A 21,369-nucleotide genomic window follows, 5' to 3' on the forward strand; every position below is an offset into this window, starting at 1 on the left:
AAACCGCCTAAAATTGGCGGTTTGTCGGGGTGTTACTCACACTTAACTAACGCGGTAGTTAGGTGCTTCTTTGGTAATTTGTACATCATGCACGTGAGACTCAGCCATACCCGCACCGGTGATACGTACAAACTGTGGCTTAGTACGCATATCCTCAATGGTGGCAGATCCGGTATAACCCATGGAGGCACGTAAGCCACCCATTAACTGGTGCACAATGGCTGACATCGCGCCTTTATAAGGTACGCGGCCTTCAATACCTTCTGGTACCAGTTTTTCAGCGCCGGCGTTACTGTCTTGGAAGTAACGGTCAGATGAGCCTTGAGACTGAGCCATAGCACCCAGTGAGCCCATACCACGGTAGGACTTATACGAGCGACCTTGGAACAGCTCAATTTCACCCGGTGACTCTTCAGTACCAGCAAACATCGAACCCAGCATCACTGTATCGGCACCGGCCACAATCGCTTTAGCTAAGTCGCCTGAGAAGCGAATACCGCCATCGGCAATCATTGGCACACCGGTATCTTTCAGCGCTGCTGATACGTTAGCAATCGCCGAAATTTGTGGCACGCCCACCCCTGCAACAATACGGGTAGTACAGATTGAGCCTGGACCAATCCCCACTTTTACCGCATCGGCACCAGCTTCAACTAATGCTAACGCAGCTTCAGCAGTAGCAATGTTACCGCCAATTACCTGTACCTGTGGGAAATGCTCTTTCACCCAGCGTACACGCTCAATGACTCCGCGCGAGTGACCATGGGCCGTGTCTACCACTACCACGTCCACTCCAGCTGCCACTAACGCTTCGATCCGCTCACCGGTATCAGCACCGGTACCTACCGCAGCGCCTACACGTAAACGGCCCTGCTCATCTTTAGAGGCTAACGGATAGCTTTTAGCTTTTTCGATATCACGGAAAGTCACCATGCCGCGCAGTTGAAACTGCTCGTTTACCACCAGCATTTTTTCAATGCGGTGCTCATACAGCTTAGCTTTAATCTCTTCAAGACCGGTGCCTTCTAAGACAGTCACTAACTGATCTTTAGGCGTCATGATGGCTTCAACGGTTTCGCCCGCTTTCGGGGTAAACCGTAAGTCACGACCCGTCACAATACCGACTAACTCTTTGCTATCAGACAATACTGGAAAACCAGAAAAACCTAGTTCTTCAGCTTGTGCCAAGACTTCAGTAATTTTGGTGTAAGGTGAGACGGTCACCGGATCGTGCACAATCGCCGTTTCATAGCGCTTTACTTTACGCACCTGAACGGCTTGTTGCTCAATCGTCATGTTCTTGTGAATAATACCGATACCGCCCTCTTGCGCCATGGCAATGGCTAAACGGGCTTCAGTAACAGTATCCATAGCTGCAGACAGCAGCGGAATATTCAGCTCAATGCCACGCGTCAGTCGAGTTTTCAAACTAACGTCTTTTGGCAGAACTTCGGAATAACCTGGAATTAATAAAACATCATCAAAAGTCAGTGCTTCTTGACTAATACGCAGCATAGCGAATGCTCCCCGACGGGAAAATGGAAGCGCGACATTATACCTTTTGCAGCGCTTCTTCTCAACCTTTTGAGTGACCTTTCCTAAGCCTTAAGCCCCTAGTATTTTTCATACCAGCTGCGATCACTCATCCTCTTGTTTGTCTTTAATGGGTGGTTACTTAACCACGGTTAGCGTAGGTCGCCCTTTAGCCGGTTTGACAGCGGAAGCTTCGCTAGTCTCTGGTGGCATATCATCTGCAGCACTATCAACCACAGCTAAGGTCGGCTCTGCTTCATCGCTTGCGGGCAGCGCTAATTCTTCTGGCTCAAAGAACATGCCTTGCCCATTCTCTCTGGCATAAATGGCTAAGACGGCAGCAATAGGGATATACACTTGAAATGGCACGCCACCAAAGCGCGCTTCAAAACTAACGGCCTCATTATCCATCTGCAAGTAACGCACTGCTGCAGGTGAAACATTGAGCACGATCTGTCCATCTTGGGCAAATCCTTCGGGCAAGTTTGCCCCTGGATATTCACTGATTACCAACAAGTGCGGAGTGCACTGGTTATCCACCAACCACTCATGTAACGCACGAATCAGATATGGACGACTGGAGTTCATAGGCTCTCCTAATTAAGGACGCATCAATAGCTCAGCTTCGGTTAAACTTTCCCGAAAAGCTTCACGCTCAAAATTGCGCTCCATATATTCAATTAAGGGTGCGGCAGCTTTCGGCAGCTCAATGCCTAAAGCTGGCAAACGCCACAACAATGGCAACAAACAGCAATCAACCAAGCTGTACTCTTCACTCATAAAGTAAGGCATGCTGGCAAATACTGGAGCCACCCCTATTAAGCTTTCTCGCAGCTCTTTACGGGCTTTGTTGCGCGGCGTTTCTTTGGTGTTTTTATCTAAAATAAGTTCAGCTAACTGGCACCAGTCACGCTCGATGCGATGCATCAGCATACGACTATTAGCCCGAGCTACAGGATACACAGGTAATAAAGGAGGATGAGGATAACGCTCATCGAGGTATTCCATAATCACCGTAGACTCATATAACGCAAGATCACGATCGACTAAAGTTGGAACAGTCCCATAAGGATTAACATCAGTTAGAGAAGCAGGACACTCACCCGCCACCACATCAAACATCTCCGCTGTTACTGCCTTCTCTGCCAGCACCAGACGCACACGATGTGAATACTGATCAACTGGATCCGAGTAGCAGCCCAATTTATTTGGAACGGCCATGGCTTTCCTCCTTAAAAAATAATTACGCTTATCGCATAAAAACACACGCGCCTCGAGGGGCGCGTGTGTGGTTTTTACTTATACTGCTGAACTGCTCTTAATGAACATCTTTCCAGTACTCACGCTTCAAGAAGTAAGCGAAGACAAAGAAAAATGCTAAGAATAACAGCACATAAGTACCAATACGCTGACTCTGAAGCTTCACTGGGTTAGCAGAATAAGCTAAGAACGTGACAAGGTTTTGAATTTTCTGGTCAAATTCAGCTTCAGTTAGAGTACCAGTTTTCGGCAGCACTGTAAGTTCGTTGTCAGACTCTTTAGTTAAAGGTGTGCCAGTTAAGGGGTCAAACACCTTTTTACCTTTTTCATCGACGGCTTGAACTTGAGCAGTACCCACTGTTTGTACACCTTGTAGGTGTACTAAAACGTTAGGCATACCAACGTTCGGGAATACTACGTTGTTCACCCCAAATGGACGGCTTTCGTCCACATAGAATGAGCGCATATAGTTATATACCCAATCATTACCACGCACGCGGGCAACTAAGGTTAAATCAGGTGGCGCAACACCAAACCATTTTTTGGCTTGATCTGGCGTCATACTGGCTTTCATGTGATCGCCATATTTAGCGTCACTTGGAAACACCAAGTTTTCCATCATTAACTCTTCGCTAATTCCTAAGTCATCAGCTACACGCTCATAACGCTGGAATTTAGCCCCGTGACAGCCCATGCAGTAGTTAGCAAAAGTGCGCGCACCATCTTGCAAGGCTGCTTTATCGGTTAGGTCTACCTTAATTGATTGCCATTCGTAGTTTGGCACCTCTGCAAAGCCTAATGTCGGCAATGCAGCAAATAGTAATGCAATAATTCGCTTTTTCATTAGCCAGTCACCCTTTCTGGAACCGGTTTGGTTTTTTCCATGCTGGTATAGAACGGCATGAGGATAAAGTACAGGAAGTACAGCACTGTACAAATCTGTGAGATCAAGGTGAAAGTAGGCGTTGGCTGTTGTACACCCATGTAACCTAAAATCACGAATGAAATACAGAAAATCCATAACCAAAGTTTGCTCATCCAGCCTTTGTAACGCATAGAGCGCACTGGGCTACGATCTAACCATGGCAACACAAACAGCAGCGCAATAGAGGCGCCCATGGCAACCACACCCATTAACTTGTCAGGAACTGCACGCAAAATCGCATAGAACGGGGTGAAGTACCAAACTGGGGCAATGTGCTCTGGGGTTTTAAAGGCGTTAGCTTGTTCAAAGTTCGGTTTTTCTAAGAAGAAACCACCCATTTCTGGGAAGAAGAACACAACAAAGCAGAACACAAATAAGAACACCACCACACCCACGATATCTTTAACCGTGTAGTACGGGTGGAATGGAATACCATCTAAAGGTACGCCGTTCTCGTCTTTGTGTTTTTTGATATCGATACCGTCTGGGTTGTTCGAACCCACCTCGTGCAGCGCAATAATATGCACCACCACTAGACCTAACAATACGATCGGCACTGCAATGACATGCAATGCAAAGAAGCGGTTTAGGGTAATACCTGAAATCAGGTAGTCACCACGAATCCACTCAGTTAAGTCAGCACCAATAACTGGAATCGCACCAAATAGGGAGATAATTACCTGGGCACCCCAGTAGGACATTTGTCCCCAAGGCAGCAGATAACCCATGAACGCCTCAGCCATTAAGGCTAAGTAAATTAACATCCCGAAGATCCACACCAGCTCCCGCGGCTTCTGGTAAGAGCCATACAACAATCCACGGAACATGTGCAAATACACCACCACGAAGAACGCTGAAGCGCCTGTGGAGTGCAGATAGCGCAGAATCCAACCATACTCAACATCACGCATGATGTATTCAACGGAAGCAAACGCACCTTCAGCAGAGGGCTCATAGCTCATGGTTAGCCAAATACCGGTGAGGATCTGGTTAACTAACACTAAGAGGGCTAAGGAACCAAAGAAGTAGTAAAAGTTAAAGTTCTTTGGTGCGTAGTATTTAGAGAGATGATCTTCCCACATTTTAGTTGCGGGAAAACGGGCGTCGACCCACTCCATGAACTTACTCATTACGCGGTCTCCTGATCTATACCGATGATCACAATTTCATCAGTTTCGTAAGAATGCGGAGGTACTGGCAAGTTTAAAGGTGCAGGCTGCCCCTTGAATACGCGGCCAGCGAGGTCATATTTAGAACCGTGGCATGCACAAAAATAACCGCCAACCCAGTCTGGCCCTAAATCTGCAGGAGCAACTTCAGGACGGTAGGTAGGAGCACAACCTAAGTGAGTGCATAAACCTTCAACAATTAGCAGGTTAGGCTTAATTGCACGGTTTTTTGGATCCACATAAGTCGGTTGCTCAGAGTGCTCAGAGCTTGGGTCTGATACTACGCTATCGAGCTTAGCCAGATTACTCATCACCTCATCGGTACGGTTTACAATAAAGACCGGCTTACCACGCCACTCAGCAACTACCTGCTGGCCTGGTTCCACCTTACTAATGTTAACGCGCACCGGTGCTCCCGCGGCCTTAGCCTTCGCACTGGGTTGCCAAGAACCCAGAAACGGGATAGCAGCACCAACCGCTCCAGCAGCACCTACTACCGAAGTAGCGGCCACCAGAAAGCGACGTCGGCCTGCATTCACGCCGTCTTTGCTCATCAAGTCGTCTCCCATCAACAGTTTTGCCTGTGTTACAGGCTTTCTTTTCTATTAAAAGCTAGCAGCATTATCAAAGTGCACAGATGTTAAAGAAAAGACACACTTAAGACAAGGGAATGAGGCATGCCCCCGCCACTAAAGTGCGATTCGTTGACCTAACAACGAAGCATTTTCTAAACCTAGCTTTTGCACTAATTTTATATAAAAAACGCCCAGAATCCTCTCGGAAACGGGCGTTTTGATATACGGTAGAGCGTATCAGCGCTTGGAGAACTGAGGACGCTTACGTGCTTTACGCAGACCGATTTTCTTACGCTCCACTTCACGCGCATCACGGGTAACAAAGCCCGCCTTACGTAAAGCACCACGTAGGGTTTCGTCGTATTCGATCAGCGCACGGGTAATACCGTGACGGATCGCACCCGCTTGACCACTCGCACCACCACCAGCAACAGTCACGTATACATCAAACTTCTCTAGAGTCTCAGTTAACTCTAAAGGCTGACGTACCATCATACGCGAGGTTTCACGGCCGAAGAAAACTTCTAAGCTGCGATTGTTAATAGAAATGCTGCCTGTACCTGGACGTAAGAATACGCGTGCAGTTGCAGCCTTGCGACGGCCTGTGCCGTAATTTTGATTCGCCGACATAGTCTACTATTCCCGTTAAATCTTAAGTTCTTGGGGCTGCTGTGCAGTGTGCGGATGCTCAGCACCTGCATACACTTTCAGCTTGCGATACATCGCACGACCCAGTGGATTGTTAGGCAACATACCCTTAACTGCGTTTTCAATCACGCGCTCAGGTGCCTTAGCAATTAACTTCTCGAAGCTGATTTCTTTGATACCGCCTGGGAAACCAGTGTGAGAGTAGTAGATTTTGTCTGATGTTTTCTTGCCGGTAACACGCACTTGTTCTGCGTTGATAACTACGATGTAGTCACCCGCGTCAACGTGTGGAGTGTATTCAGGCTTGTGCTTACCACGTAAACGGCTAGCGATTTCTGTAGCCAGACGACCCAGGGTCTGACCTGCAGCGTCGACAACATACCAGTCGCGCTTAACTGTTTCCGGTTTTGCTGTAAATGTTTTCATTAGCAATTGGCCTCAAGGCCGTCTCATCAATTAAAAGACGGCGAATCCTACTGAATAGTGCTTACTTTGACAAGTCAAAGGTGCCGAATAATCGACGCTATTTACGGGGGCTCGGGTCTTAGCGTGGTCATATTTGCGGCAGTTATGTATATGTTCGGCAGGTCTGCATCTCCCGCCTTCCCTTCTCAATTGATTAGGCTTTATCAAGAAAAGAGCCGCGCTATTATGCCAAACGAGTGAAAAATTGCAACTCAATACCTAAGAAAGTTGCCATTTTCCGCAGAAGTACACTTTTTTCGAGCAGAGGCGTAGTATCAAGCAGCTGCCTGCACACTAAGTCAGCGCTTGATTGCTTTGCATGTTAGGAGTACGCATGTATTTTCCCCCACTGTTTTCGGCTTGGAAACACACCTTAAGCGCGGGCTATAACGCGCAACGCTTACGCAGCGATATTATCGCTGGAATTACTGTCGGGATTATTGCCATCCCTTTGGCCATGGCTCTCTCAATTGCCATTGGCTTGCCACCACAACATGGCTTATACACCGTACTGGTTGCAGGTTTTTTAATTGCCTTACTGGGCGGCTCACGACTCAACGTATCAGGGCCAACCGCTGCCTTTGTAGTCATTTTGCTACCCATTACCCAGCAATTTGGCTTAGCAGGGCTATTAATTTGCACCCTGATGGCAGGCGCTATTTTAATCGGCATGGCACTACTGCGTGCTGGCTCGTTACTGCAATTTATTCCCTACCCGGTCACCTTGGGCTTTACCGCTGGAATCGGCATTGTACTGGCCACCTTACAAATGAAAGATGCCCTAGGCCTGAGCAATATTGGCCCGAGCAGTAATTTTTTAGAACAGGTACAGCAACTAGTTCTAGCCCTACCAAGTATCCAACTGGGAGACAGCTTAATCGCAGCGATCACCTTAACTATTTTGATTGCTTGGCCGCGCTTCTTCCCTCGTGTTCCAGGGCATTTACCTGCCTTAGTCATAGGCACTTTATTGGCCATCACTTTTAAGCATTTTGATTGGCCAGTTGCCACCTTGGGCGAGCGCTTTAGTTACTTTGTTGAGGGCGTTGAGTACCCCGGTATTCCACCTTTCTTACCCTCCTTTGCCTGGCCATGGACACTGCCTGGACCCAGTGGCGAACCGCTGGTGCTCTCTTTTGAGCTATTTAGACAACTACTGGCTCCCGCATTTGCCATTGCCATGCTAGGCGCCATTGAGTCATTGCTCTGTGCGGTCGTCGCTGATGGCATGGCAGGCACTAAGCATGACTCCAACGGCGAACTCTTTGCCCAGGGCATAGGCAACCTCGTCGCCCCCTTGTTTGGCGGCATTACCGCCACCGCTGCGATAGCCCGCAGCGCTGCTAACGTGCGAGCAGGCGCTTACTCACCAATGGCTGCGATGACTCATGCGTTAGTCGTATTACTGGCAATGCTGTTTCTAGCACCGCTCTTTAGCCTATTGCCAATGTCCGCTTTGGCAGCGCTACTATTGATGGTGGCCTGGAATATGAGCGAGCCCAAGCATGTGATCCATACCTTAAAGATAGCTCCACGTAATGATATTTTAGTGCTACTTACCTGCTTAATTTTGACTGTGCTGTTCGACATGGTCTTAGCCGTTGGCGTCGGTTTAATCCTAGCGGCTGGTTTATTTATTAAGCACATCAGTGAAACGACTGACACTCGCCCTAGTCATGCGCCACATATCAAAGCTTTACAAGATCTTCCCGATAGTATTTGCAGCTACAGTATCCGCGGCCCCTTATTTTTTGGCGCAGCAGAGAAAGCGCTCAGCGTACTACGCCAAGTCCAACCAAGCATTAAGGTCGTGATCATTGATATGAGTGCAGTTCCGGTGTTGGATATGACAGCAATTGCAGGGCTAACTAAGGTACTCGAGGATTATCGTCAGCGAGATATTGGTGTGATTTTAGTAGGGACTACCAGTCGTTTACGTTTAAAGATGCGCCGCGCCAATATTCGACTCAGCCCTAAACAATTGTCTTATGTGCGTGATTTTGAGCAAGCTCGAGCTCGGGCTGAAAGCTGGCTAACAGCTTAAGTCTAGCGCCAGCGACCACTTACCTGTGGTCGCTCCGGCGGATGACTTACAACCCTTTTACCGCAAAAATGCCCGGCGCATTACGCCAGTAACCAATGTAATCCATGCCATAACCAAAAATATAACGGTCAACACAGCTCAGTCCAGTAAAGTCAGCCTTGAGCCCGGGGCGCGCTTTACGATCGTGATCTTTATCAATTAACACCGCGGTATAGACATTGGCAGCCTCTTCCTTACGGCAAAACTCAGCGATCGCTGACAAAGTGTGTCCTTCATCTAAGATATCATCGACAATAATCACATTGCGCCCACGCAGTGAAATTTCAGGCTTAGCCTTCCAAAACAGCTCACCACCACTGATCTCATTGCGGTAACGGCTAGCATGCAAATAGGAATACTCCAGCGGAAAATTCAGCTGCGACAAGAGCTTGCCTGCAAAAATTAAACCGCCATTCATTACGCAAAAAACAATCGGGTTAGCGTCAGCTAGTTGCGCAGTAATTTCTGCTGCCACCTTGCTAATCGACGCCTCAACCTGCTGTTCGGTGTAAAGCACATCCGCCTCAGCCATTACCTGTTTAATTTGCTCAATATCAGTAGACACAACCGTACTCCAAAAAATAAAGCGGAAAAGGTACTGCTTAGATTGATGAAGCGCAAGATTAAAACTTAGAGTTAGCGCAATTTTAGTTTAATCTTAGCCCGTCCATCTGTTTTATGAGAGCTGTCAGCATGCCTGTGTACGAAATCCAACACCCTTTAGTGCGCCACAAACTCGGTCTAATGCGCCGCGCCGACATTAGCACTAAAAACTTCCGTGAGTTATCCCAAGAATTAGGCGCCCTACTCACCTACGAAGCCACCAAAGATCTCCCCCTCGAGCTGCATGAAATTGAAGGCTGGAATGGCCCCGTTGCGGTTGAGCGGATTGTTGGCAAAAAAATCACCGTCGTGCCTATTTTACGTGCAGGAATTGGCATGCTAGATGGCGTGCTCACTTTAATTCCTAGCGCCAAAGTCAGTGCCGTGGGCGTTGCCCGCAACGAGGACACCCTTGAGGCACACACTTATCTAGAAAAACTCGCTCCAGAAATTAACGAGCGAATGTCGCTGATTATTGATCCTATGCTTGCCACTGGGAACTCCATGGTTGCTACCATTGACCTGCTAAAGCGCGCCGGCTGTAAGGAGATTCGCGCCATGGTTCTTGTGGCCGCTCCCGAGGGCATTAAAACCGTCAACGATGCACATCCCGATGTAAAAATCTTTACGGCATCAATTGATCAAGGGCTCAATGAAAAGAGCTATATCATTCCCGGCCTTGGCGATGCTGGCGATAAAATTTTTGGTACTAAGCAAAAGGATAGCTAAGCCATGCAGTCCCCTGTCGTTACTGAGCCTCTCTGGAAACAAGCGCTAGCTGGCGCCCAGATGCTGTTTGTGGCCTTTGGTGCCTTGGTGCTAATGCCCTTAATTACTGGGATGGACCCTAACGTAGCACTTTTCACCGCTGGCCTTGGCACTTTACTATTTCAATTAGTCACTGGCCGCCAAGTACCGGTTTTTTTAGCCTCCAGCTTTGCTTTTATCGCCCCCATTCTGGCTGCTAAAAGTAGCTTTGGCATGCCAGCTGTCTTAGGCGGAATCGTAGCAGCTGGCGTGGTGTATATGCTGCTCAGCGCCGCTGTGCATCTAAAAGGCAGTGGTTTTATTGACCGCCTGCTACCGCCTGTAGTGATTGCTCCAGTGATTATCTGTATCGGTTTAGCCCTATCACCCACTGCGGTGAATATGGCCATGGGCAAAGCCGGCGATGCCAGCGCGCAACTGGTGCCTTATAACACCGCCATGATCATCTCGATGAGCGCCCTAGTCAGCACCGTGTTAGTGGCTGCTTTAGGTAAAGGCCTGTTTCGCTTAGTACCCATTCTGGTCGGAATCATCGTCGGTTATGGGCTATCGCTCGGCTTTGGCATTGTCGATACTGCCGCAATTAATGCAGCACCTTGGGTCGCTCTACCGCAATTTATGGCGCCCGAGTTTCACTGGGGAGCGATTCTTTATATGTTGCCGGTTGCACTAGCGCCAGCCATTGAACACATTGGCGGCGTTGTCGCAGTAGGTAACGTGACAGGGCAAAACTACATTAAACGCCCGGGTTTACACCGCACTTTACTGGGTGATGGCATAGCCACTTCTGCTGCGGGCATGCTGGGCGGGCCGCCAAATACCACCTATTCTGAAGTGACTGGTGCAGTGATGCTCACCCGTAACTTCAATCCTAAAGTGATGACCTGGGCAGCAGTTTTTGCTGTGGTGCTGGCCTTTATTGGTAAGTTTGGTGCAGCCTTGCAGAGTATTCCGGTTCCAGTGATGGGCGGCATTTTATGCCTACTTTTTGGCTCCATTGCAGTGGTTGGCCTCAATACCTTGATTCGCAATCAAGTGGACTTATCTGAAGCCCGCAGCTTAATCATTGTGTCCGTTACCTTAGTGTTTGGCATTGGCGGCATGGTGCTTGGCAATGGTGAGTTTGCGCTATCTGGCATCTCGTTATGTGCCTTAGTGGCCATGCTGCTCAATTTAGTTTTACCGGGCGGCAATGCGTGGCGTAAGTCACCACCTAGCTTAGATATTTAAGTTGCCACCTACAAAAACGCGCCGCTGAGATAATGAACTCAGCGGCGCGTTTTTTATCGCTTACATTAAACCTGCGTCAATGTTACACCTGCTTGTAGATGATGGAGCCCTCTTCACGGAAACGATTGGACTGCTCTTTAAAGCCTGCCTCAATCGCTTTTTGCTCATCGGTTAAGCCATTTTCTTTGGCGTACTCTCGCACCTCTTGGGTGATTTTCATCGAACAGAACTTAGGGCCACACATGGAGCAGAAATGCGCCACCTTTGCAGACTCTTTCGGCAGCGTCTCATCATGGAAAGAACGCGCCGTATCTGGATCCAACCCTAAGTTAAACTGATCTTCCCAACGGAACTCAAAACGCGCTTTACTCAACGCATCATCACGCACTTGCGCGCCCGGATGGCCTTTAGCCAAGTCTGCAGCATGGGCAGCAATTTTGTAGGTAATAATTCCGGTTTTTACGTCATCTTTATTGGGTAAACCAAGGTGCTCTTTAGGCGTGACGTAGCACAACATCGCGCAACCATACCAACCAATCATCGCTGCACCAATACCTGAGGTAATATGATCGTAACCCGGCGCAATATCGGTGGTTAAAGGGCCAAGCGTATAGAATGGCGCTTCGTCACAGCACTCGAGTTGCTTGTCCATGTTTTCTTTAATCATATGCATCGGCACGTGACCAGGGCCTTCAATAAAGCACTGCACATCATGCTTCCAAGCAATTTTGGTCAGTTCGCCCAGTGTTTCTAACTCAGCAAACTGCGCTGCATCGTTCGCATCAGCTACCGAGCCAGGACGCAAACCATCACCAAGCGAGAAACTCACATCATAAGCCTTCATGATTTCGCAAATTTCTTCAAAGTGCGTGTACAAGAAGTTTTCTTTGTGGTGCGCTAAGCACCATTTGGCCATAATCGAGCCGCCACGGGACACAATTCCTGTGACACGCTTAGCGGTTAGCGGCACATAGCGTAACAACACCCCAGCGTGAATCGTAAAGTAGTCAACGCCCTGCTCGGCTTGCTCAATCAGGGTGTCACGGAACAACTCCCAGGTTAAGTCTTCGGCAATACCATTCACTTTTTCCAGCGCTTGGTAAATTGGCACCGTACCTACGGGTACCGGTGAGTTGCGGATAATCCACTCACGGGTTTCGTGAATATTTTTACCGGTAGACAGATCCATAATGGTGTCTGAACCCCAGCGAATACCCCAGGTCAGTTTAGCCACTTCTTCTTCAATAGAAGAGCCCAGCGCACTGTTACCAATATTGCCGTTAATCTTCACTAAGAAGTTGCGGCCCAAAATCATTGGTTCAAGTTCAGTATGGTTGATGTTCGCCGGAATAATCGCCCGACCACGAGCAATTTCAGAACGTACAAACTCTGGGGTAATTTCTTTTGGAATGCTCGCACCAAAGCTATGTCCTGGATGCTGGCTATCTAACAAACCGGCTTCCCGCGCTTTTTCCAGCTTCATGTTTTCACGAATCGCTACGAACTCCATTTCCGGCGTAATAATGCCTTGGCGTGCATAGTGCATTTGTGTCACGTTTTTACCCGGCTTGGCGCGACGCGGATTACGAATGGCAGCAAAACGCATTTTGCTCAACTCAGCATCATTGAGCCGCTCACGACCGTACTCAGAGCTTAGACCAGGTAGAATTTCGGTATCACCTCGCTCTTCGATCCACGCGCTACGTACATCAGCTAATCCCTTACGCACGTCAATGGTGACGTTAGGATCGGTATAAGGACCTGAAGTATCGTAGACAAAAACTGGGGCGTTTTCTTCAACCCCCTCATCGGTCACGGTAGGCGTTAGGCTAATTTCGCGCATCGGCACTAAAATATCTGGACGCGAACCCTGCACATAAATTTTACGTGAGTTAGGAAAGGGCTGCACAGACTGCTCGTCAACCTGAGCGGTTTGGCTCAAATGCTGGGACAGGTTTTGACTCATCTTCACGGTTCTCCACTAGTACACTTTTTATTAGAAATGGGCGAACCTGAGGGCAAGGGCTAGCCTACCTAAATGAAGGTAAGCATGTCTTGTTCCCTACGCGGGGATTACCCCGATCAGGTTCAACGGGATCTGGCAAATACCAATCTCAGCCTCAAGGGCCCCCCGACAAGAACAAGGGCCAGTCTACGCACTCTGTACCTCAATGAGCAAGCCTGTTTTGTTCTTCACTTCTGTAGACTTAAGTCAAGCGACTGCTTAGTCACTACCAGTTAGCCTTATATTTCTTATAAATCAGCATAGACTCCAAGTGATTGATGATTGACCAAACGTGCACGCCCCTTTAGCCTTAACGCATTGATCTGTACTTTCAAGGAAGCGATTTATGTTATTGCCACGCCTGTCACTTGCGTTAGCCGTTAGCTTTACCATTAGCAGTTTCGCCTATGCCAACCCCGCGTTAAGCAAGCCCTCGGTCATGGATATTTACCAACAAGCGCTGACCAATAATCCTGATTTAGCCGCGGCCCATGCAGATTTAAAAGCTAAACAAGAGCTCACACCACAAGCCAAGGCTGGCTTACTGCCTCAGCTCTCAGCTGCTGCAGGTACTAGCCATAATCGCACCTCGGTCGATACCACCTTAGGCACTATCCGTAAAAATCGTAGTGGCCACTCCTACCAAGCCTCACTCTCTCAACCTTTATTTCGCTTAGATCGCTGGTACCAGCTAAAATCAGCCGAGTCAGCCAGTGAGCAAGCCACCTTAGAGTATTCTGCGGTTGAGCAAGGCCTAATTTTACAATCTGCTGAAGTGTATTTTGCAGTGTTACGTGCCCAAGATAACCTCGCTGCTACCCGAGCTGAAGAAGCAGCTTTTAATCGCCAATTTGAACTCGCCAATGAGCGCTTTGATGTAGGGCTGTCGGATAAAACCGACGTTCTTCAAGCACAAGCAGCCTTTGATGCGGCGCGAGCTAACCGCATAGTGGCCCAGCGCATGGTCGATGAGGCCTACCAAGCCTTAACCACCCTAACCAACCAACACTACACTGGGCTTAAAGGGGTTAAGCATAACTTACCGATTGTTGCCCCCAGCCCTAACGATGCTACTTCCTGGGTTAATACAGCCGCGGAGCAAAACTTACAACTGCAAGCCATTCACCATGCCGTTAACGCCGCTGAACAAGGGGTTAAGCAACGCAAATCAGCGTTTGCCCCTTCAGTCGATGCAGTTGCCCAATACCAACGGGGCGATAACGATGCGCTCGGCATGGTCAACAGCCTGCCTGATTTACCCGACTTAGCTGGTGTAGTTCCGCGTTATAACGGCAATGCCAGCCAGCGCAGTATTGGCATTCAGCTCACTATTCCGCTCTATACCGGTGGCATGCTCAGCTCGCAAGTGCGTGAAGGGGTCTACCGTTTAGATCAAGCCGAACAAATGCGCGAAAGTTTACGACGCCAGGTGGTGCAAGATACCCGTAACTATCACCGCGCGGTGAATACCGATGTAGACACTGTGCAAGCACGCCGCCAAGCCATTATTTCTGGCTTAAGTGCAGTGGAAGCCACACAAATTGGTTACGACGTAGGCACCCGCAATATTATTGATGTGCTAGATGCCCAGCGCCAGCTCTATGCCGCAGTGCGCAACTACAATAATGCTCGCTATGACTACATCTTAAATAATCTACGCTTACAACAAGCAGTAGGGACTTTAAGCCCTGCTGCACTGCAAGATTTAGGCCTGTATTTAAACCCTAACTATGATCCCGATGCTGACTTTCTACCGCCTAACTTAGAGGCAGAAATTGAGGCCAATTTACGCCGTCGCTAATCGATTACTGCCTAGCTACTTTTCATCGACCGCCAAGCAATAAACCTTTGCCATTTTTTGTGGCAAAGGTATGCTAGACCTGCCTGTGATTACGAGCTTAATCACAGCAAACTTTCTTTGATTAATAAAGGCTAACTGAAAAACTCTTGAACGCATCAATCAAACCTCTTCGCTTCTCGCTAGACTCTTTTGAAGCCGCGCGCTTCGCTAATCTTTGTGGCCAATACGATGAACACCTGCGCTTAATTGAACAACGCACAGGGATTGAGATTCGTAATCGTGCCGAACACTTTGAGTTAATCGGCAGCAGTGAAAAAACCCAAGCCGTTGAGCGCTTATTGCGCCGCCTGTACCGTGAAACTAAAACCTCTGAACTCACCCCAGATATGGTCCATCTGTTCCTACAAGAATCAGCCATGGACGACTTAGTGGCGAATCCAGTCAGTAACATTGCCCTAAAAACTCGTAAAGGCTTTATTAAGCCACGCGGCGCTAATCAGCAAGGGTATGTGCAATCGATTTTAGAGCATGATATTAACTTTGGCATTGGTCCTGCTGGCACCGGAAAAACCTATCTGGCGGTTGCCTGTGCGGTTGATGCCCTAGAAAAAGAGCAGATTCAGCGCATTTTATTAGTTCGTCCTGCGGTAGAGGCGGGTGAAAAGCTGGGTTTTTTACCCGGTGACTTATCGCAAAAAATCGACCCTTACCTGCGTCCTTTATATGACGCACTCTACGAAATGCTTGGTTTTGAACATGTCAATCGCCTGATTGAACGGCAAGTCATTGAAGTGGCGCCCTTAGCCTATATGCGCGGTCGTACTCTCAACAATAGCTTTATTATTTTAGATGAGAGCCAAAACACCACTGTTGAACAAATGAAAATGTTCTTAACCCGTATTGGTTTTGGTTCAACAGCAGTTATTACCGGTGACATTACCCAAGTCGACTTGCCGCGCGGTACACGCTCTGGTTTACGCCATGTCACGGAAGTCTTAAAAGATGTGCCTGGCATCGGCTTTACTCACTTTAAATCCAGTGATGTAGTGCGCCATCCGTTGGTGCAACGAATTGTGGAAGCCTACGCTAAATTTGAACAGCGCCACGAGGCACAAAATGGTCACGCTTGATTTACAAATTGCCAGCACGGCTCCGCACTTACCTAGCTATGAGCAGCTTTTAACTTGGTGCCAAACCGCACTCCAACAGCGCACTGCGGCCTCTGAGCTGACTATTCGAATTGTTGACTTAGCTGAAGGTTTAGCTCTAAATTCGCAGTGGCGCGGAAAAGACTATGCCACCAATGTCTTGTCTTTTCCGGCTGACATTCCAGAGGGTTTATTAGATATTCCTTTACTGGGAGATTTAGTGATTTGTGCACCGGTAGTGGCCCAAGAAGCCAACGAGCAGCATAAATCCCTAGAAGCCCACTGGGCACATTTAGTGCTCCATGGCTGCTTGCACTTACTGGGCTTTGATCATATTGAAGATGATGAAGCTGAAGAAATGGAAAGTTTAGAGCAACAGATGATGGCAGAACTGGGTCACCCCGACCCCTATCGTGACGACGAACTAACGGATTACACACACTCATGAGCGACGAACACTCGAGTAACGGGCATAAGTCTTGGCTAGATCGTATCGCCCAAGCTTTTGCCCAAGAACCCAAAACCCGCCAAGAACTCTTTGATTTACTGCGGGAAGCAAATCGCAACAAACTACTCGACAACGATGCCCTCGCCATTATCGAGGGAGCAATAGAAGTGGCTGACCAGCAAGTGCGAGACATTATGATTCCGCGCTCAAAAATGGTCAGCATTAAGGCAACCCAAACTCCTGAAGAGTTTTTGCCTGCCATTATGGAAGCGGCACATTCTCGTTACCCTGTAACGGGTGAAACAACCGATGAAGTACTGGGAATTTTGCTGGCCAAGGATTTGCTCCCCTTAATTCTTAACCAAGAACTCCGGGAAAACTTTGATCTCAAGATTCTTATGCGGCCGTGTAATTTTGTGCCTGAATCCAAACGCCTAAACGTATTACTCAAAGAGTTTCGGGCCAACCATAACCATATGGCCGTGGTCATTGATGAATATGGCGGCGTGGCTGGATTGGTCACCATTGAGGACGTGCTAGAGCAAATCGTAGGCGACATTGAAGATGAGCATGACGTTGAAGAAGATATGCACATTCAGCGGGTGCCAGGTGGCGACTATATTGTCAAAGCGCTCACCCACATCGATGACTTTAATGAGTTCTTTGCCAGCGGCTTTTCTGAAGATGAGTTTGATACCATCGGTGGAGTTGTGATGAGCGCCTTTGGTCACCTGCCTAAACGCAATGAAACCATTGAAATTGACGGCCTGCGCTTTCGTGTGATTAATGCCGATAGTCGCCGTTTACACCTACTACGGGTGACACGCACCAATACACCTTAATCTCAAGCTAATAAGGGCTAGCTAAGCTAGCCCTACTCTTGAATCCAGTGATAGGGATACAACACGCCATGCAGCGGATACTTCAACCAGGCTGGAGCGGCCACTTTATCAGTCTGTTGATGGGTGGACTCATTACTCTATCGCTCGCTCCTTTTAACTTCTGGCCACTGGCACTGGTTGCTGTGGCTTGGTTGTATCTTGCAGTTAATGAGCTTTCGCCCAAGCAAAGCTTTGCCCGTGGCTGGTGGTTTGGTTTTGGTGCATTCTTAAGTGGCACCAGTTGGGTGTATGTCAGCATCCACAACTTTGGTAATGCGCCGTCTTGGCTAGCAGGCTTACTCACCTTAGGTTTTGTCGGCGGACTAGGCTTGCTGCATGCCATCCAAGCGTGGGCCTGGAGCCGCTGGTTCAAACCAGCCTCCAGCAGCTTTAGCGCACCCTTTGCCTTTGCTGCGCTTTGGGTAGCCTTTGAAGCCTTTCGCGGCTGGTTTTTAACGGGCTTTCCTTGGCTCTATTTAGGCTACAGCCAAGTCGAAGGTCCATTTTCTGGTTTAGTACCCGTCGGCGGCGTGTGGCTTGCAAGCTTTGCCTTAGCCTTATGTGGCGCACTACTCGGTTACGCTTTACTCCAACGCCACCGTGCATCGGCCATCTGGCAAAGTCTGGTCAGTTTAAGCGCCCTACTCTTAGGTGCTTTAGCGCTACATAATAATTTATGGACTCAGCCTAAATCCAACAAACCGCTGTCAGTGATTGCTATTCAGGCCAATGTCGAGCAAAACCTCAAGTGGGACCCCGCTGCTCTCAATCAACAGCTGCAACTCTACCGACAAATGACCCTAGCTGCCGGTGGCGCTGATTTAGTGATCTGGCCTGAAACGGCGGTGCCCTATATGAAAGATCTGGCGTTTGATTATTTAGCCCTAATGGATGACTGGGCACGCGCTAACCACAGTAGTTTTATCACTGGCATTCCCATTCGCCAACACAATGAACACGGAGAGCTGCGCTACTACAATGGGATGACCACAGGTGGCCAAGCCCAAGGTGATTACCTTAAGCAAAAATTAGTCCCTTTTGGTGAGTACGTCCCCCTTCAAGAAACCTTGCGCGGCCTCATTGAGTTTTTTGATTTGCCCATGTCTGATTTTGCCAAAGGTCCAACTCAGCAAAGCCCAATTCAGGCTGGGGAATATCAAATTGCCCCCTACATTTGCTATGAGGTAGTGTACCCAGAATTTGCTGCCGAGTTAGCAGCGCAAAGCGATGTGTTACTGACGATCAGTAATGATACCTGGTTTGGCCGTTCACTCGGCCCGCTCCAGCACCTGCAAATGGCGCAAATGCGTGCCCTTGAAGCAGGCCGCTGGATGGTACGTGCCACCAATAATGGGGTTTCGGTGATTATTGATCCTAAAGGTAAAATCACCGAGCGCATTCCACAATTCGAGCAAGCGGTTCTCAGCGGTGAAGTGCTACCGATGCAAGGCCTGACGCCTTATCTGCAATGGCGCTCTTGGCCATTAATCATGCTCAGTAGCCTGTTTTTATTTTTAGGCTTTTGGAAGCGCCGTTCTTTATTTGAGGATCAATAGCTAGAGTTAGGTGAATCATGGGGATGAATATCACCGTACACCTCTTCAGGATCAACATCATTTAGCAGTAAAACTTCTTTTACCGCTTCAATATGCGCTAGCACCTGCTGATAGTTGTCACCGTACTCATACTGGGTCACCTCAATCGCGTTGGGCATATAGCTAAAAGCAATTTTTAAGGCGGTTAATGCCTGTTCATTCAACTTGTCACTCATGGCGTTGCTCCTGTTGATTAAGTTCTAAATACGTAAAGCGCCCAGCCTGCCCATAGCAGTAAGTGCAAGCTGACAATACCCCAAAATACCCACAGAAAAGCCGTCTTTTGGGTTTTATGACGCAGCCATTGCTGAGCTAAGTAAGCGCCTGGCCAGCCTCCTAACAACTCTAGCCAGTGCAAGTTTTTTTCAGCGATACGTGGTCGCTGCTGAACTGCACGCTGCTTATCCACAAAGTACTGAATAAAACTCACCACACTAAACAGCAAATAAATAACAACTGGATAAATAGTTGCATGACGCCAATAAAATAAAGCGAATCCCGCTATTAACAGCAGCATTGCTAATCCATAACAACGCCGTGACCAAACCGCGGTAGTGGTTTTTTGCATAACGATCCCTTTATCCTTCAATGATATACAACAGATATAAACCTAAATTGATAGTCACAATCGACAATAAGGTGCTCAGTACAATAATCCGCGCCGCTAATTGCTCATCCGCCCCTACCGCTTTAGCCATGACGTAGCTGGCAGCCGCTGCAGGACTGGCAAAATATAAAAATAAAATACCTAAGTCTTGACCACTAAAGCCTACGCCAGCCGCGCCTAAGGTTGCCAATAAAGGCAAACTAAACACTTTCAAGACACTGGCAGTCAGTGCCCCCGCTGCCGGCTTAGTGGTGCGATGCAGTGCTAAGGTGGCACCAATACAAAGTAGCGCGAGCGGCAACGAGAGTGAACCAAAGGTTTTGATTGATCCTAATAACCATGCTGGCAAAGCCAGCTGCCAATAAGCAATCGGCAGCGCCAGCAACACACTAATAATCAATGGATTTTTAATGATACTTAACATTACCTGGCGCCAGCTATGTTGACTGTGTGGGCTATACACCTCTAGCACAATCACTGCTAACACGTTATACAACAGGATCACCAAGCCAGCCAGCACGCCTCCCACTGACAAGCCATAATCCCCATATAAGCTGCCGGCTAGAGCTAAACCAACAATCCCATTATTGCCACGAAACGCCCCTTGCACCAAAACTCCACGCAACGGCCGTGGATAACGCAAACACACAAGCCAAGCTAAGGCAAAGGTCACTAAGGTGGCGAGGGTAAAATAGCCCATCAGCTTTGGCTGCCAGGCATAAGCAAAATCTGCTTGCACAATCGCTGCAAATAATAACGCCGGTAACGCCGCCTTAAATACTAGATTGGAGGCCACCGCCATAAAATGATCATCAATCCAAGCCACGCGGCGCAACAACCAACCCAACAACAGCAAGGAAAAAACCGGTGCGGTAACGCTTAGGGTGTTAAAAAATAGCGCAAGCATGGGCTGCTCTGATAAGGGCCGGAGATTTAAAATATATCAAGTAATTGTGCCAAACGCTGAATTTGATAAGTTGGCTCAATTGCATGCTGCCAAGGCACTTGGGTAGGGTTAAACCATACCGTGCGAATTCCCATTTGCTGCGCACCTAAAATATCATCCTGCGGATTATCACCAATATGCACCAACTGTGCTGGCGTAATATCGGCTACCGCTAATAGCCGCTGATAAGCTTGAGGATCAGGCTTGCCTACACCTATTTGCTCTGCATTCAAGGCATGTTGAAAATAATCACTCAGCCCTACTTGCTGAATATCCGCGTTGCCATTGGTTAAGGCCAACAAGGGATAGCGCTCAGCCAACTGTTGTAAAGTACTCAAGGTATCGTGGAAAAAAGTCACTTGCTGCCTAGCCTGTAAGTAAGCGGCAAAAGCCTGCTGACTTAACACTTCAGCCTGTTTCAGGCTATAGCCCGCCTGCTGCAAAGCTTGCTGAATCATTAACCGCCGCACGCGGCTCACTTGAAAGTGCCAATCGGGATTTTGCTCAATAATCTTTGCCCGTAATGGCACCCGCAGCTGTGCAAAATCTGCGCCTAAGCGTGGAGCATATTGCACCAGCCAGTCCACCAACACTTGCTCGGCATGGACCATAGTTGGTGCAATCGGCCAGAGGGTATCATCAAGATCAAAGCTTAAATATAAAGGCGGCTTGTGCATAA

At 48.4% G+C, this 21,369-nt stretch carries 22 protein-coding genes and 1 riboswitch; of the genes, 8 read left to right on the forward strand and 14 right to left on the reverse strand.

Annotation, left to right across the window (positions count from 1 at the left end; genetic code table 11):
* Window positions 1-42: 42 nt before the first annotated feature.
* The 8 genes from guaB to rplM form a co-directional block, all read right to left on the reverse strand.
* Window positions 43-1,515: an IMP dehydrogenase gene (guaB, locus tag AKN87_RS05675; RefSeq protein WP_053100166.1), complete on the reverse strand. Its 1,473-nt coding sequence runs from the start codon at window positions 1,513-1,515 to the stop codon at window positions 43-45.
* Window positions 1,516-1,671: 156 nt separating this feature from the next.
* A complete protein-coding gene (locus tag AKN87_RS05680; RefSeq protein WP_053102762.1) occupies window positions 1,672-2,121 on the reverse strand; it encodes a ClpXP protease specificity-enhancing factor in 450 nt (149 codons plus the stop codon).
* A 12-nt stretch (window positions 2,122-2,133) separates the two neighbouring features.
* Window positions 2,134-2,754 carry a glutathione S-transferase N-terminal domain-containing protein gene (locus AKN87_RS05685; protein ID WP_053100173.1) on the reverse strand — a complete coding sequence of 207 codons (621 nt, stop codon included), beginning with the start codon at window positions 2,752-2,754 and terminating at the stop codon, window positions 2,134-2,136.
* Between the two features lie 97 nt (window positions 2,755-2,851).
* Entirely contained in the window at window positions 2,852-3,637 is a 786-nt protein-coding gene (locus AKN87_RS05690; RefSeq protein WP_053100175.1) for a cytochrome c1, read from the reverse strand.
* A complete protein-coding gene (locus tag AKN87_RS05695; RefSeq protein ID WP_053100178.1) occupies window positions 3,637-4,848 on the reverse strand; it encodes a cytochrome b in 1,212 nt (403 codons plus the stop codon). Before AKN87_RS05695 ends, AKN87_RS05690 begins: the two co-directional genes overlap by 1 nt.
* Entirely contained in the window at window positions 4,848-5,441 is a 594-nt protein-coding gene (gene petA / locus AKN87_RS05700; RefSeq protein WP_053100180.1) for a ubiquinol-cytochrome c reductase iron-sulfur subunit, read from the reverse strand. The genes AKN87_RS05695 and petA overlap by 1 nt, the downstream gene beginning before the upstream one ends.
* 258 nt (window positions 5,442-5,699) lie before the next feature.
* Window positions 5,700-6,092 (reverse strand): 30S ribosomal protein S9, encoded by a 393-nt coding sequence (gene rpsI, locus AKN87_RS05705; protein WP_053100182.1) that lies wholly within the window; start codon window positions 6,090-6,092, stop codon window positions 5,700-5,702.
* Between the two features lie 15 nt (window positions 6,093-6,107).
* The gene (gene rplM / locus AKN87_RS05710; RefSeq protein ID WP_053100185.1) at window positions 6,108-6,536 is read right to left on the reverse strand and encodes a 50S ribosomal protein L13; all 429 of its coding nucleotides are present in this window, start codon (window positions 6,534-6,536) and stop codon (window positions 6,108-6,110) included.
* A 373-nt stretch (window positions 6,537-6,909) separates the two neighbouring features.
* Here rplM and dauA point away from each other — a divergent pair, with 373 nt between their 5' ends.
* Complete coding sequence (gene dauA, locus AKN87_RS05715) at window positions 6,910-8,619, forward strand: C4-dicarboxylic acid transporter DauA (RefSeq protein ID WP_053102763.1); 1,710 nt, start codon at window positions 6,910-6,912, stop codon at window positions 8,617-8,619.
* Window positions 8,620-8,665: 46 nt separating this feature from the next.
* On the opposite strand, the gene AKN87_RS05720 is transcribed toward dauA, so the two are convergent.
* Window positions 8,666-9,223 (reverse strand): hypoxanthine-guanine phosphoribosyltransferase, encoded by a 558-nt coding sequence (locus AKN87_RS05720; protein ID WP_053102764.1) that lies wholly within the window; start codon window positions 9,221-9,223, stop codon window positions 8,666-8,668.
* A 128-nt stretch (window positions 9,224-9,351) separates the two neighbouring features.
* Here AKN87_RS05720 and upp point away from each other — a divergent pair, with 128 nt between their 5' ends.
* Together upp and AKN87_RS05730 are read left to right on the forward strand one after the other, a co-directional pair.
* A complete protein-coding gene (gene upp, locus AKN87_RS05725) occupies window positions 9,352-9,990 on the forward strand; it encodes a uracil phosphoribosyltransferase (RefSeq protein ID WP_053102765.1) in 639 nt (212 codons plus the stop codon).
* Between the two features lie 3 nt (window positions 9,991-9,993).
* The gene (locus AKN87_RS05730) at window positions 9,994-11,259 is read left to right on the forward strand and encodes a uracil-xanthine permease family protein (protein WP_053102766.1); all 1,266 of its coding nucleotides are present in this window, start codon (window positions 9,994-9,996) and stop codon (window positions 11,257-11,259) included.
* An 82-nt stretch (window positions 11,260-11,341) separates the two neighbouring features.
* Here the strand turns inward: AKN87_RS05730 and thiC are convergent, their stop codons facing one another.
* Window positions 11,342-13,225, reverse strand: coding sequence for a phosphomethylpyrimidine synthase ThiC (gene thiC / locus AKN87_RS05735; RefSeq protein WP_053102767.1), 1,884 nt, complete (start codon window positions 13,223-13,225; stop codon window positions 11,342-11,344).
* A 76-nt stretch (window positions 13,226-13,301) separates the two neighbouring features.
* A riboswitch (TPP riboswitch) is annotated at window positions 13,302-13,403 on the reverse strand.
* A 207-nt stretch (window positions 13,404-13,610) separates the two neighbouring features.
* Here thiC and AKN87_RS05740 point away from each other — a divergent pair.
* The 5 genes from AKN87_RS05740 (at window position 13,611) to lnt (ending at window position 19,098) form a co-directional block, all read left to right on the forward strand.
* On the forward strand, window positions 13,611-15,065 hold the full coding sequence (locus AKN87_RS05740) for a TolC family outer membrane protein (protein ID WP_053102768.1): 1,455 nt from the start codon (window positions 13,611-13,613) through the stop codon (window positions 15,063-15,065).
* 146 nt (window positions 15,066-15,211) lie between these two features.
* Entirely contained in the window at window positions 15,212-16,195 is a 984-nt protein-coding gene (locus tag AKN87_RS05745; RefSeq protein WP_053102769.1) for a PhoH family protein, read from the forward strand.
* On the forward strand, window positions 16,182-16,661 hold the full coding sequence (gene ybeY / locus AKN87_RS05750; protein ID WP_053102770.1) for an rRNA maturation RNase YbeY: 480 nt from the start codon (window positions 16,182-16,184) through the stop codon (window positions 16,659-16,661). The genes AKN87_RS05745 and ybeY overlap by 14 nt, the downstream gene beginning before the upstream one ends.
* Window positions 16,658-17,503: an HlyC/CorC family transporter gene (locus AKN87_RS05755; RefSeq protein WP_053102771.1), complete on the forward strand. Its 846-nt coding sequence runs from the start codon at window positions 16,658-16,660 to the stop codon at window positions 17,501-17,503. The genes ybeY and AKN87_RS05755 overlap by 4 nt, the downstream gene beginning before the upstream one ends.
* 68 nt (window positions 17,504-17,571) lie before the next feature.
* Window positions 17,572-19,098: an apolipoprotein N-acyltransferase gene (gene lnt, locus AKN87_RS05760; RefSeq protein ID WP_053102772.1), complete on the forward strand. Its 1,527-nt coding sequence runs from the start codon at window positions 17,572-17,574 to the stop codon at window positions 19,096-19,098.
* Here the strand turns inward: lnt and AKN87_RS05765 are convergent.
* From AKN87_RS05765 to AKN87_RS05780, 4 genes are read right to left on the reverse strand one after another with little or no spacing between them, the layout of a single operon-like run.
* Entirely contained in the window at window positions 19,092-19,313 is a 222-nt protein-coding gene (locus AKN87_RS05765; protein ID WP_053100205.1) for a hypothetical protein, read from the reverse strand. The genes lnt and AKN87_RS05765 overlap by 7 nt on opposite strands.
* Window positions 19,314-19,330: 17 nt before the next feature.
* Window positions 19,331-19,705, reverse strand: coding sequence for a DUF1294 domain-containing protein (locus AKN87_RS05770; protein ID WP_053102773.1), 375 nt, complete (start codon window positions 19,703-19,705; stop codon window positions 19,331-19,333).
* Window positions 19,706-19,715: 10 nt separating this feature from the next.
* A complete protein-coding gene (locus tag AKN87_RS05775; protein ID WP_053102774.1) occupies window positions 19,716-20,651 on the reverse strand; it encodes an AEC family transporter in 936 nt (311 codons plus the stop codon).
* 26 nt (window positions 20,652-20,677) lie between these two features.
* Window positions 20,678-21,367, reverse strand: coding sequence for an HAD family hydrolase (locus AKN87_RS05780; protein ID WP_053102775.1), 690 nt, complete (start codon window positions 21,365-21,367; stop codon window positions 20,678-20,680).
* Window positions 21,368-21,369: the final 2 nt, after the last annotated feature.

The organism is Thiopseudomonas alkaliphila, from assembly GCF_001267175.1.
GTDB lineage: Bacteria > Pseudomonadota > Gammaproteobacteria > Pseudomonadales > Pseudomonadaceae > Oblitimonas > Oblitimonas alkaliphila.

Bases quoted from the DNA above. Each gene is read 5' to 3' on its own strand.
- ybeY (WP_053102770.1), top strand. From the start codon at position 16,182: ATGGTCACGCTTGATTTACAAATTGCCAGCACGGCTCCGCACTTACCT.
- AKN87_RS05755 (WP_053102771.1), top strand. From the start codon at position 16,658: ATGAGCGACGAACACTCGAGTAACGGGCATAAGTCTTGGCTAGATCGT.
- AKN87_RS05695 (WP_053100178.1), bottom strand. From the start codon at position 4,848: ATGAGTAAGTTCATGGAGTGGGTCGACGCCCGTTTTCCCGCAACTAAA.
- upp (WP_053102765.1), top strand. From the start codon at position 9,352: ATGCCTGTGTACGAAATCCAACACCCTTTAGTGCGCCACAAACTCGGT.
- AKN87_RS05690 (WP_053100175.1), bottom strand. From the start codon at position 3,637: ATGAAAAAGCGAATTATTGCATTACTATTTGCTGCATTGCCGACATTA.
- lnt (WP_053102772.1), top strand. From the start codon at position 17,572: ATGCAGCGGATACTTCAACCAGGCTGGAGCGGCCACTTTATCAGTCTG.
- petA (WP_053100180.1), bottom strand. From the start codon at position 5,441: ATGAGCAAAGACGGCGTGAATGCAGGCCGACGTCGCTTTCTGGTGGCC.
- AKN87_RS05685 (WP_053100173.1), bottom strand. From the start codon at position 2,754: ATGGCCGTTCCAAATAAATTGGGCTGCTACTCGGATCCAGTTGATCAG.
- dauA (WP_053102763.1), top strand. From the start codon at position 6,910: ATGTATTTTCCCCCACTGTTTTCGGCTTGGAAACACACCTTAAGCGCG.
- AKN87_RS05780 (WP_053102775.1), bottom strand. From the start codon at position 21,367: ATGCACAAGCCGCCTTTATATTTAAGCTTTGATCTTGATGATACCCTC.
- thiC (WP_053102767.1), bottom strand. From the start codon at position 13,225: ATGAGTCAAAACCTGTCCCAGCATTTGAGCCAAACCGCTCAGGTTGAC.
- rpsI (WP_053100182.1), bottom strand. From the start codon at position 6,092: ATGTCGGCGAATCAAAATTACGGCACAGGCCGTCGCAAGGCTGCAACT.
- AKN87_RS05680 (WP_053102762.1), bottom strand. From the start codon at position 2,121: ATGAACTCCAGTCGTCCATATCTGATTCGTGCGTTACATGAGTGGTTG.
- AKN87_RS05775 (WP_053102774.1), bottom strand. From the start codon at position 20,651: ATGCTTGCGCTATTTTTTAACACCCTAAGCGTTACCGCACCGGTTTTT.
- AKN87_RS05770 (WP_053102773.1), bottom strand. From the start codon at position 19,705: ATGCAAAAAACCACTACCGCGGTTTGGTCACGGCGTTGTTATGGATTA.
- rplM (WP_053100185.1), bottom strand. From the start codon at position 6,536: ATGAAAACATTTACAGCAAAACCGGAAACAGTTAAGCGCGACTGGTAT.
- AKN87_RS05730 (WP_053102766.1), top strand. From the start codon at position 9,994: ATGCAGTCCCCTGTCGTTACTGAGCCTCTCTGGAAACAAGCGCTAGCT.
- guaB (WP_053100166.1), bottom strand. From the start codon at position 1,515: ATGCTGCGTATTAGTCAAGAAGCACTGACTTTTGATGATGTTTTATTA.
- AKN87_RS05765 (WP_053100205.1), bottom strand. From the start codon at position 19,313: ATGAGTGACAAGTTGAATGAACAGGCATTAACCGCCTTAAAAATTGCT.
- AKN87_RS05740 (WP_053102768.1), top strand. From the start codon at position 13,611: ATGTTATTGCCACGCCTGTCACTTGCGTTAGCCGTTAGCTTTACCATT.